At 44.8% G+C, this 11,888-nt stretch carries 6 protein-coding genes and 2 pseudogenes; 2 read left to right on the top strand and 6 right to left on the bottom strand.

What is annotated here, in order from left to right:
- Positions 1 to 78: 78 nt before the first annotated feature.
- From FU659_RS27785 to FU659_RS27795, 4 genes and pseudogenes are all read right to left on the bottom strand, one after another.
- Positions 79 to 533: pseudogene (locus FU659_RS27785) on the bottom strand (cupin domain-containing protein).
- 54 nt (positions 534 to 587) lie between these two features.
- The gene (locus tag FU659_RS39380) at positions 588 to 1,040 is read right to left on the bottom strand and encodes a sensor histidine kinase (RefSeq protein ID WP_483874516.1); all 453 of its coding nucleotides are present in this window, start codon (positions 1,038 to 1,040) and stop codon (positions 588 to 590) included.
- Positions 1,041 to 1,094: 54 nt separating this feature from the next.
- Positions 1,095 to 5,783: pseudogene (locus tag FU659_RS27790) on the bottom strand (AAA family ATPase); the annotation flags it as partial.
- Positions 5,784 to 5,837: 54 nt separating this feature from the next.
- Positions 5,838 to 7,481 (bottom strand): hydroxysqualene dehydroxylase, encoded by a 1,644-nt coding sequence (locus FU659_RS27795; RefSeq protein WP_147950546.1) that lies wholly within the window; start codon positions 7,479 to 7,481, stop codon positions 5,838 to 5,840.
- Between the two features lie 182 nt (positions 7,482 to 7,663).
- Between FU659_RS27795 and FU659_RS27800 the strand changes: the two genes are divergently transcribed.
- Positions 7,664 to 8,848 (top strand): PASTA domain-containing protein, encoded by a 1,185-nt coding sequence (locus FU659_RS27800; protein ID WP_187274447.1) that lies wholly within the window; start codon positions 7,664 to 7,666, stop codon positions 8,846 to 8,848.
- 13 nt (positions 8,849 to 8,861) lie between these two features.
- Here the strand turns inward: FU659_RS27800 and FU659_RS27805 are convergent, their stop codons facing one another.
- Both FU659_RS27805 and FU659_RS27810 read right to left on the bottom strand, forming a co-directional pair.
- The gene (locus FU659_RS27805; protein ID WP_147950548.1) at positions 8,862 to 9,893 is read right to left on the bottom strand and encodes a cytochrome d ubiquinol oxidase subunit II; all 1,032 of its coding nucleotides are present in this window, start codon (positions 9,891 to 9,893) and stop codon (positions 8,862 to 8,864) included.
- A 7-nt stretch (positions 9,894 to 9,900) separates the two neighbouring features.
- Complete coding sequence (locus FU659_RS27810; RefSeq protein WP_147950549.1) at positions 9,901 to 11,229, bottom strand: cytochrome ubiquinol oxidase subunit I; 1,329 nt, start codon at positions 11,227 to 11,229, stop codon at positions 9,901 to 9,903.
- A gap of 348 nt (positions 11,230 to 11,577) precedes the next feature.
- Between FU659_RS27810 and tnpA the strand changes: the two genes are divergently transcribed.
- Positions 11,578 to 11,888: IS200/IS605 family transposase (gene tnpA, locus FU659_RS27815; protein ID WP_147948393.1), on the top strand; the 311-nt coding region annotated here is incomplete at its 3' end.

The raw sequence follows: 11,888 nt of genomic DNA on the forward strand, positions 1-11,888 counted from the left end.
ATGTGATCCCATCTACAATTAAAAAAACCGTCTACCACACGAGCATTCATGTGCAGTACACGGTATTTACTTTTTTACTTACTTCGCAATAAGCCTAAAGTCATCGTAATGAAATCCTGGCGCAACCACGCAAGAGACGAAAACAGGCTCATTGCCAAGGGGCTTGGCCGATTGCCATACTTCGCTGGGACAAGTGCTTGCGGCTGCTGCCCATTCATCACATCGGGACCAAGAATAATTTCTTGTGTCGCCCCCGGTTGATCTCCTGAACCTCCGAGCGTAAGCAGCAGTGGACTGCCGGAATGCCAGAGCCATAGTTCATCGGATAAAACTGTGTGCCACTCTGAAAATTCACCCGGATGAAGGACAAAATAGATCGATGAAGCTGCATAACGCGAGCCTGAGTAAGCTTCACTTAGTATTTCCTTTGGGATTTCGAAGGATGCTTTCCAAAGCTCCTTGTACCACCCACCCTCACGATGCGGTTGTAAACCTAGTGCTTCAACAAGGGGTGATAATGTTTGTGTCGTCATCTGGTTTCTCTCTCCTATTACCTATTCTCTTTATCAATCCTATTCATTATACACTTAAATCTTATGCACTGGGAGTGAGAATGAAATACTGCAGCCTTGACCTAATCGGCTTTCCGCCCAAATCTGTCCGCCATGATATTGCACAATCTCTTTGGCTATGGCTAACCCAAGTCCGCTTCCCCCAGTGGTACTGCGAGACTTGGATACCTTGAAAAATCGTTCAAAGATGTGTGGGAGATCCTCTTCACCGATTCCAACACCTGTATCTGTAACCCGAATAATTAACTCGCTCGGCTCTCCCCTAATTTCTGCACGAACATCAATGAGTCCACCTCTTGCGGAGAATTTTATCGCATTGTACAAAATATTCGCATATACCTGCTCGATTCGATCAGGATCAACAGTAAGCAATAAATCCTCGCCTACCATTGGTGTCATATGGAGTGTATATTTAATTCCCGCATTCGCAGTGTCCAATTCATACTTAGCAAAAAGCTGTCGTACCATCGTACCGCACGCAGTCGGGACCAACTGAAAGTGAAATTGCTTCGTTTCCAGGCGACTTAACTGATAGAGATCGGTAATCAACCGCTGAATACCAACAATCCGCATATGCACAACGGACAAGTATTTTCGCTGCTCCTCCGGCTCTTGTATGACACCATCCAAAATCGCTTCCACATAGCCTTGAATCGATGTGAGCGGAGTTCCCAAATCATGGGAAATATTAGACAACAATTCTCTGCGAGACGTTTCCATTAAAGTAAGTTCATTCGTTCGCTCTCTAACCTTGGACTCTAAATCATTGTATAATCTGGCATTTTCAATCGAAATGGCCGCTTGTGCGGATATCAGTTTAATAATATCCAAACGATCCGACGTAAATGCGTTGCGAATCAAGTTATTTTCGAGAAAGAAAACGCCTACCAAATTACCTTGATGAAGAATGGGCTCACAGAAAATAGATTTGCTTTCGCTCTTCCGAACATAAGGATCATGCATGAATAAACCTTTGTTCGCTGCATCATCAAGCACTACACCTTCCTTCGTTCTCGCAACGAATTGAATGATCGCGACAGGCAGATCATCTCGTGTTTCAAAAGCAACCGAACTTACGGTACTGGAATCTTTACCTTCCAGTGATAGCATTTCAGCCTCAACAAAAAGACTATCCCGCTCTTTTAAGACCAGAATGCTTCTTTCTGCTCCGGAAGAAAAAGTTACGATTTCCATGAGCCGCTTAATAAGCTGCTCCAGATTGACTTCACTTGAAAGGGATCGGGAAGTATTCATAATTGTCATAAAATCAAGCGCCTGTAGAGAATAATCGCTAATTTTCGTTGTACCCCAGTCCTGGGATTCCTTAAGTGAGTTCAGATAGCTGGGGTAACGCAGCTTTAATTCATCGGCTTTTGCCTTAGCACCCCAGCTTAAATACCCATAATAAGCGTCTATGAAATAGGTTTTTGCAATTTTCTCTCGTCCGGCATCGCGGTACATTTTAGCCGCCAGCTCACAGGCTAACGCTTCATGTTGAATAAAACCTTGCTCGCGAGCTTGCCGAATCGAAGCTTCGTACTCTTGCTCCGCTTTTTGGAAATGATCTGTCACACGATTCCACTCTGCTCGCATCAATAAGCTGAGATGCAAGAAGTTTTCAGGACAATGCTTGGCCCATTTATCCATCTTTGCCTGCATCTTGGCGACTTGCTTGGCAAACATCTTCTGTGCATACATGTCCGCTTCTTTATACATCATGATGATCGATAGCGTGTAATAGAAATAATGCTCAGGGATATGAAATAATCCAAAAGAAACGGTTTGCATAGATTCCGAATCCTTACCTGTCTGCAACGCTTCCGCATATTGACCGAACAAGTAAAACAGCATCATTTTTTTGACCGAATACTCATGTAAAATGACCTGATTCGGATGAACCTCCAGCTTCTGTACGAACTGGTCTTCCTCTTCCGCATTCTCGCCTATTAATAACGGATTGCTTGAGTGCCCTTCTAAATTAAGAATAACCATGCGGAGCATTTCTAGCATAAGCAGGGTATCGTGATGATTCGTTTGCTCCAAAATCCGATAATGGTTATTAAGGTCTTCTTTTACTTCCGTCAGAGCTATTCCTTGGAAATCCTTTACAAGTACTTGATAGGTGAGCGCATAACCGGCGAAAACTAAATCCCCGTCCTCAATTCCGCTGCGAAACGAATTTTTGAGATGGTCTAAACATACGCTAAAAGGTTTTACCCAGCTGCTGACAAATAGTCCGAAGGAAAAATGGCTTTTGCTGCGAAATTGATGCGATTGAAATCTTTCATTCAGACGCTCGCCAAGCTGACCGTATAAATAACCCCTTTGATAGTCACCAAAGCCGGAACCGAGAATCAAACCGTAGGACCCATAAACATAAGCCATAATAGGTGTATTCCCGTATTTCAATGCGTGTTTGGTCATAATGAACATGAAGAGAACGAATAAGTTCGTATTCGTGAAATAAGCAGAGATAGCCACACTCATCATCAGATTCATTAACTTCGTGCGATATTCATTATCCATGATAGGCAGGTCGTACAGCTGTAAGGTGTTCCGACGCCCGATCATTACTTTTAATTTCATATATTCCAAGAAAATCTGTATGCTTGTTGGGTCTTTCGGAATACGAATGCCCTGTTCAGCCAGCGCCTTCAGCCCAACCTCTACACTTTTGTGCTGCTTCCCTACATTCGTATATAAAATGACCTGTAAATTATAAATTTCCAGCTTAATTTCGTCGGTTCGCGCATCAAGCAGCAATTGCTCATAAGACATTTCCGCTTCATCCGCCTGCCCATTCAAATAAAGCACCTCTGACTTCTCTAAACGAATGGTGAAGCTTATATCCTCCGGCTGAGCGCTTGCTAAGCAATTCGTTAAACTCAATGCTTTGTTATAATACTGTAAAGCCGATCGGTACGCGTTCGAAGACTTGGCTTTTCGACCCGCCGCAAGGTTAAACTCCAATAGCTGGATATATTCCTCCTGTTCCACCAAAAGCTCAGAACCGACATTCATATGATTCACGATATCGAATAATCGCTGCTCCACCTGACCCTCAGGCAGCTCCTTCAGCAGCTTCTTCGCTATATTCAAATGCATTTCGGCCAGCTGACTTTCCTCAATCGAGCCATAAACGGCTTCTTGAATCGAGTCATGAACGAACATGAATCGGATATCACGTGCAGCCGCATTCCCTTGGGTATCGTTAAAAAATTTATAGTCTGTGCCTACAGGAATCATCAAGCCCGTTTGAATAGAAATTTCCAGCTCCTGCAATCCCTCAGTAAAGGACTTTTGTGCTAGAATGGCTAACGCCTCCAGATCGAAGGAAGCGCCCAAACATGCAGCCAAGCGCATCAAATCCTGCGTTTTCGGAGGCATACGCTGCAGCTTTTCCGCTAATAGGAACATCAGATTATCTGTAATTCGGAGCTTCTGAATTTCAGTCATATTCCAGACCCAACGATTCTCCTCATAACTAAACATGAGTAGATTTTGCTCATATAGAGCCGTTAGAAATTGTTTGACGAAAAAAGGGTTGCCTCCGGTTTTTTGAAGAATCAATTGAGCCAGTTCCATAACCTGTTCTTTATCTGCTTTCAATGATTCCGCGACAAGCAGCTGTACATCTGCTATTTCAATCGCTTGAAGAACGATGCATTCGGCAACTAAGCGGCTCGGCAGCTTATCCAACAACTGCACATGAGTCGATGAGAGCCGATTAGCATCCATTTCGCTGCGATAAGAGCCGATGAACAGAAAATGCTTCATCTGTGAATCGTTTAACAGTATGTCAATGAACTGTAAAGAAGCCGCATCCGCCCATTGCAAATCATCCAGGAATAAAATGATGGGGCGGTCTTTGACCGAGAAAACCATAAAAAACTGCTGAAGCAAAAAGTGAAGCCGATTTTGCGTTTCTTGCGGAGGAAGCTGCTTCGCATTCGGCTGCTCACCGATCAGCAACTCCAGCTCAGGCACAAGATCCGTCAATACTTTGCCGCTTGTTCCAAGCACCTTGAGCAGACGCCCTCGATACTCTTCGATTTGCTGATCATTTTCCGTCAGCAGTTGTCGAACTAATTGCCGCAATGCCCTAAATATCGCATAGTAAGAAATATGCTGTTTGTTCGGTTCGAAACGTCCGGAGAAGAACCAACCGTTGTCCTTCATAATCGTCTTCATCGTCTCGGCGATCAGAAATGACTTGCCGTAACCGGACTCTCCTGTGACCCAGACAGCCTCCAGAGAGCCATGTACGGCTCTTTCATAAACATGCAGCAGCTTCTCAATCTCCTTGTCTCGTCCATACAATCCCTGTGGAATTTGAAACATGTCCGTCATATCGTAAAGACCCACAGTAAAAGGCTCTATGACGTCAGATGTATCATTCATCAATAGGCATTGTTCGAGATCTTGCGTAATGCCATATGTACTTTGATAGCGGTCTTCCGCATTTTTGGCAAGCAGTTTCATGACAATATCTGATAATGGTTTCGGGATGCCCATACGTAAGCTTTCAGGCGCTACAGGCGTCACCGCGAAGTGACAGTGAATCAGCTCAACCGGATCCTCCGTTTGAAAGGGAAGGCGACCTGTAAGCATCTCGTAGAACGTGACCCCTAAGGAATAATAGTCTGAACGGTAGTCAATTATCCGATTCATCCGTCCTGTTTGTTCTGGCGACATATAGCTGAGGGTTCCCTCAAGCATTAAGGGATCCAGCATCTCTTGACGCTCGCGTGTAAAGGAAGAGATGCTGAAATCCGCCAGCTTCATGATCTGTTTTTCAGGATTAATAATAATATTGCTCGGCTTGATATCTTTGTGGATCACATAACGTTGATGGATTTCCCCAACAATTTTGGTCAATTGAATGGCAGCTGTCAAGAATGCGCGTAAGGATTGTCGAAAGACAGGGAAATAAGCCGAGAGCGTTTCGCCGTCAAAATCTTCGAGGACAAGCGCTACGCCATTTTGGTGTTTAAACAGTGCGAGGGGCTTTACAATACCTGATATGTCTAATAATTTACCAATTTCATACTCGCGCTTCAATCTGGCTATATCCGCCGGGATTGGAAAGTCAGAACGGAGTGTTTTGACTATCACTTTCTCCAAGGTCTGACGATGAGCAGCGCGATAGAGCACCGTTCTGTCGCCTTGATAAATTTGCCTGATCAGCTCGTATTCTGGAATAATGAACATGAAAATCCTCCCAAGGATAAACACTTCGTCGTAACGTGCAGCAAAATCCTCTTTTTATAAAAACTTGCCATCCCAAGGAAGATTTTTTGCAAAGCGTCGCTCATCGTGATGCCGATAACCCGCCAGCCAATCAAACTTTCCAAGTTCGAATGTGTACATGTCCCAAATTTTACACGGTTCTTCTTTCGAACCATCCTGTTTCAGTATAGCATTAACCGCGCGCCGCGCCGCTTCATTTGCTCCTTCCATCGTCGCTAAGTTCGTATTGGTTCGAACATAGTCCGATGCAAGGAACAGATTAGGAATTGCTGTGAATGCTTCCGGCCTTTTTTCCCAAGTTCCTACCCGATTAATGAGTAAAGGCTCCATATTCGTATTGGCATGCTCCGGATTATCGAAATGGATATCGGTATCCAGAAACCAAGAATGTAAAACATCATCCTCAAGAATGACTTCACCGTCCACATTCAAGCTCAGCTTCATTTGTGCCCACACTTCAGCCCTAATTTCTTCGGCGGTGCAATACATAGCAGCTTTGCCGAATATAATACCAGGTGATTCCCAATCCGATATATCGACAGACAATACGCCTTTTACCCTTCCATCCCCATATTCACTAAGATTAACATCAGGCCAGAACTGTTTCTGCGAAACTGACGTCAGTGACCACGGAGCATCCAGATAAATGACATGACCATGGGTAATGGGAACATCTTCCTTCAAATAATATTGAATACCATTCATCCATGCGACGGAATCGACCAGACTTTGCACGCCGGCTAGTGAAGGATCTGCTTGCAGCATGGCATCAGTAACGAACTTACCCATCACTTCAACCGGAAATGCAGCTATGTAATAATCGGCTTCCACATCAAAGGTGCGACCTTCTTCCGTTATTTTCGCACCGCGAATAAGACCATCTACGCAGTCGATACTCTCGACTTTCGCTCCCAAATGGTAGTCAACCCCTTTGTCCTGCAAAAAACTCAGCCATGGGTAGATCCACTTCTCATTCGTCGGTCCGTTCAGAAGACGAACGAAACTGGTCCCTGGTGTTGTAATATCCATTGTCATCTGCACAGCGACTGGGCCAACCGTTTGTGTGTTAGCAATTTTGGATTGGCAGGCAACGAGCGTTTTGGTGAACCCGGCAAATATTTTTTGAAATGCAACCGATTGTTGGTCAGCTTCAATGAAATTCCACCAATCGATCAGGTTGTATTCCTCCTGAATACGCTGCTCACAGCTTGTCATAACTTGCCACAGCTTTCTCGCATATTGTTCAAGGTCCTCAAGGCTCAAACCGAGTCGGCTATCGAAAATATCTTTAATGACAACTAGAAGACTCTCTAGATTAAATTCAATTTTTGCAAGCAAGGGCAATAACGGTGCTGTGTATGTAGCAATATCTAACCTCGTTACTTCCGTCAAATTATTATACACGGTTCCATTCTCGTAAGGTATCCGTTTCAGCGTATCAATCACATGACGATAGAAGCGGGGAAACAACCGAAAACCATGCTCGCCGGGAAGATCCTTCCGGCCACCCGTTCCACTTCCCACAAACGGCATGCTTCTTGCTTTCCCACCGGGAATTCCTTTGAATTCGTAAACGGCAACTTCATAGCCTCTTACAATTAATTCGTGAGCGGCGCTTAAGCCAGCGACGCCTCCGCCCAAAATAACGACTTTTTTCATTGTTTTTCCCCCTTCAAATGGTTCAAATGGTATGACTTCCCTATCAAACTATCATAGCATTTGGGCCATTTGAATCATAGACTTTTCATTTTTCACCCTTTAAATTCCTATGTGTGTACGAATCATATATAATAGAGTTAATTCCTTGGAATTTGATGCTTTCAGGAGAGGTTGGAACTACGATGCATAATAAAATAGGAACAAGATATATGCCCAAATCACCGATCGTCTCCTTCCAGCATGGAACTATGCAATACGGAGAAGATGTTTTTTTAACGCGCACGGTTATTCTTTATACAAAAAACCTTACGGACGGTGAATCAGGTGAGGACTACATCCGAACTTTAAGTCACAAAGCAGCCTTCAATCATGAATCTTTTCATCATATACTTGATACTTCCTTCGATGAGCATGCCGTTACAATCATTTTGCAATCCAAGCCAGGCAAGCTATTTTCGCAAGAACTTCATAATCAGGTTTGGACGTATGATCGTGTCATTCCTATGATTGCCGATCTCGGCGTTTCTCTGTTAGACGGCATGGAAGAATTGATTACGGGCTTTTCAGTAGCCACTGACAATCTCTGGTTGGACGACAACGGGCGGCTCTCCATTATTAATTATTGGGAAGAAGGCGATCAGCAGGTCCAAGGATCTGTAGGATTATGCCGGTTAATGATTCAGCTTTTCACCGGCACCAGCGTGATTCCCGGCCCATTTGAAGTGATGCACACTCACTTGGAACGCATGACCATTCCATCTGCTACGCAGCAGCAAAAAGAAGCTCTAATCAAATTGATTAAGCTTATGTGTCAAGGTCAAGCATCGATTTCTTCGTTCATCTTCGGGTTGCGAAGCCTGCCTTCTGCATCTGCTTCTGCATCTGCTTCTACTGCTCCACGACGAGAAGAAGCCATCCTATTGCTTGATGAAAATGAAACAGAGGATGAATCACCCGTACAACGTCCTTTTACAAAAATAGGGATAGGCGCTGGAGCCGTAGTTGTCGTCGCGCTTGGGGTCTGGATGATCTGGCCTTCTTCCAAAGCTGAACATAAAGCTACGGTTATCCCTTCCGCGACAGCAAAACCCGTTGCTGCAACGACGCCCTCCAGTGTGCCAACCAGCAAGGCAACGCCAAGTGCAACAACTGCGGACAAACTCGTGGAGCTCGCGATACCTGATCTTACAGGTTTAACACAAGAAGAAGCAGAAAAAAAAGCCCTTTCGATGGGGCTTCATTACAAGTTTATTATTGAAGCTGCCGAACAGCCTAGCGGCATTGTCATTAAACAATCGCCAGAAGCGGGAACCAAAGGCTTCACAGGTGACAACGTTACTTTTTGGGTAAGCAAAGGCACACCCTAACACTTTCTTTGAACTACTCGGACTCCGGGTTCAAGTAACGCTTATCTTTCAAAAACAGCTTCCAAAACCAGATAAACACAGGGATTAGAACCGCACTGCTAACGATATATCCGATGAGCAAAGAACGGAACATCGCATGATTCGTAAAGCCTTGTTCGACCGTAAGATACGGATACAGCATATAGGGCAGATGCGAAGCCCCATAGGCATAACTTGCGAGCGCATATTGTAAAATGACGGCTACCATGGCTATACGCGGGTAGCCGACTTTGTCATGCTTACCGGGAATCCACATGGCGATATACCCGATAATAAAAGAAACTGCAGATAGTGTAAACCAAAGCCATTGTTGTTTGAAATTTGCCACGATCCACTGCGCCTCCGGTGTCATAGCTACAGTCGTTAAAACGGCCATAACCAAGGTTAGTGGACCCAGAATAATGACCATCTGCCGGTAAATGCGATAGGTCATTTCGTCCTGCGCTTCTCTCGCGTAATCGGCCAGAAACAGCGCAGATAAGAACAGCTCTGTCGCTAAGCCGAATCCGAGATGAGCGTATTCCGTTGGGGATTGCAGCAATTTACCAAATGCTAGTACTGGCGTCCCCGCCTCCATGGTTACGAATCCCCCCAAGGTTATAGGGAGAACACTGACCAGTAAAGCCGGAATAAGCAAGCCTGTAATGCCGGACACAATGCTTAGCATGCGGCTGAAGCGATGAACCGAATAAGCATATACCATGAACGTGCTCCGAATGGTTAAAAGGACTAGAGCCAAGCATACCGGCAGAACGAGCAGCGTACCCAGTGTAAAGGTGGCCTTCGGAAAAAATCCAACCAAAGCGACAACGAGCAGTACAAGAAAAACATTCGTCACCTTCCAGGTTGGCGAAAGAAAGCGATTCGCGATATCTCCCGCTTTGGTGTTCATTCCTTTGCCGAATACGAGTGCCCAATATCCAGAACCGAAGTCAATGGAGCCTAAAATGGAGTAAACAAAAATAAACATCCATAGGATCGTAATCGCTAACGTCACATCTGACATTACACACTCACATCTCCTTTCTGGCTAAGTCAGGAACAACTGGATGTCGCTTGAAGTAGAACCACATCACAAGCGTGGTAATCACCAGAAGCATAGCGTAGATAGATAGAAACAAAACAAACAAAACGCCCAATCCTTGCGCTTTCGTAGCTGCCTCGGCTGTTCGCTGTACATGATAGATGGTCCATGGTTGTCTTCCCGTGCAGCTGAATACCCAACCTGTTTCAATACCAATCATGGAAAGAGGTCCGGACGCTACCATTAATGCAAGCAGCCAGCGCGGATAGCCCCGTTTAAGCAGAACCCGATAGATAAGTGATCCGAAGGCCAAGACAATAAGTAATAGACCAATTCCTACCATAGCATTGAACAAGGTGTGAATGAATAATGGCGGCCATTCATCCCGTGGGAACTCATTCAGCCCACGAACAACACCATCAAAATGGTTGGTGGCTAAAAAGCTGAGTGCCCAAGGAATTTCGATCGCTCCATGAAGACTCTGCGAAGCTTCATCCACGCTGCCCCCTATGGCTAGCGGCGCGAAGGCTCTCGTTTCAAATAGCCCCTCTGCAGCTGCAAGCTTTTCAGGCTGGTAATGGTGCAGCATTTGCGCAGTCGCGTGCCCGCCTGCAGCGGTAACGACCGACATGATTCCTCCCAGTAAAATAGCTAGGAATAAGCTTTTGCCGTGATAGCTTCGTTCTTGATCGCTTTTCCCTCTCTGCAGCAGCTTGAAAGCTGCAACCGATACAACTGCGAAGGCCCCTGTCATATAGGCCGAACTAAGCACATGGAACGAGGTGATAAAAAAACTGGGATTCATCACCGCATCCCAAGGATGCACGTCGGTGATTTCTCCATTAACCAACTTGAAACCCCGCGGCGTATTCATCCATGCGTGGACATTCGTAATGAGCACGGCCGAAGCAGATGCCCCCAAAGCGACAAAGCTTACACTGACGATACGCATCCACGGTTTCAGCCGATCTGCGGCGTACACATAGATGGACATGAAAAGCGCCTCCAAAAAAAACGCCCATATTTCAACCTGAAACGGTAAAGCTATGACTTCCCCTACATATTGCATAAATCCGGGCCATAGCAGTGCCAGCATAACGCCAACAATCGTTCCTGAAGGAATCGCTACGCCAAGCAAGATGGCAAAGCCGCGCGTCCAGCGTTTTGCCATGACGGCATAGTCCGTATCTTTCGTCACTTGAAACAAAACTTCGGCAAGGATAACAAGAATCGGAATCCCTACACCCAATGTTGAAAATATTATGTGAAAAGCCATTGATGAGCCAAATAAAGAGCGGGCAAGCATAACTGTTTCCATCATCATCCACCTTTTTCCCATTTTATCCCTTATAGGTTGTGGGAAAAGCTTCCTCATTATGCATATCCATAAAAATAACCCAAATGTCCCCCCAATAAAATGGGAAGCCGTTTAGGTCATTTTGCCTAATCTCCACAACTTGTTGTATGATACAAGGATTGTTGATGAAAAGTTTTCGCAAACTCGTGCCTTCAGTCGTGAGTTAGAAAACTTCGGATAGGGCGTGGCTTATGCCACGTTAACTATCCGACACATGTTTAGGTAACTATTACAACAATCCTTTTAGTGTCAAGGTTTCTATAGGAAAATAACACTGACATATGCTATTCTGTAGTCAGAGGTGATTTTATGTCAGAAATTAAGCATGGTCGTGGTTACGTCTATGCCATTCAGTACCACATCGTATGGTGTGTAAAGTACCGACACCAGATTCTTGTAGAAGAATTAGACGTAAGACTAAAAGAAATTCTTATTCAGATTGCATCCGATAACAACTTCACTATATCTGAAATTGAAAGCGACTCCGATCACATCCATCTCTTAGTGGATTGTACACCACAGCATTCAATACCTAGTATGATTAAAGCATTAAAAGGTGTTTCCGCCAGACTTTTGTTTAAAGAGTTTCCTAAGATTAAAAAGAAATTGTGGGGAGGAAA

The sequence above is a fragment of the Paenibacillus sp. N3.4 genome (genome assembly GCF_008017805.1).
Classification (GTDB): domain Bacteria; phylum Bacillota; class Bacilli; order Paenibacillales; family NBRC-103111; genus Paenibacillus_E.

Excerpts from the sequence above, each read along its gene's own strand:
- FU659_RS39380 (WP_483874516.1), bottom strand. The coding sequence starts at position 1,040 with ATGGTACGACAGCTTTTTGCTAAGTATGAATTGGACACTGCGAATGCG.
- FU659_RS27795 (WP_147950546.1), bottom strand. The coding sequence starts at position 7,481 with ATGAAAAAAGTCGTTATTTTGGGCGGAGGCGTCGCTGGCTTAAGCGCC.
- FU659_RS27800 (WP_187274447.1), top strand. The coding sequence starts at position 7,664 with ATGCATAATAAAATAGGAACAAGATATATGCCCAAATCACCGATCGTC.
- FU659_RS27805 (WP_147950548.1), bottom strand. The coding sequence starts at position 9,893 with ATGTCAGATGTGACGTTAGCGATTACGATCCTATGGATGTTTATTTTT.
- FU659_RS27810 (WP_147950549.1), bottom strand. The coding sequence starts at position 11,229 with ATGGAAACAGTTATGCTTGCCCGCTCTTTATTTGGCTCATCAATGGCT.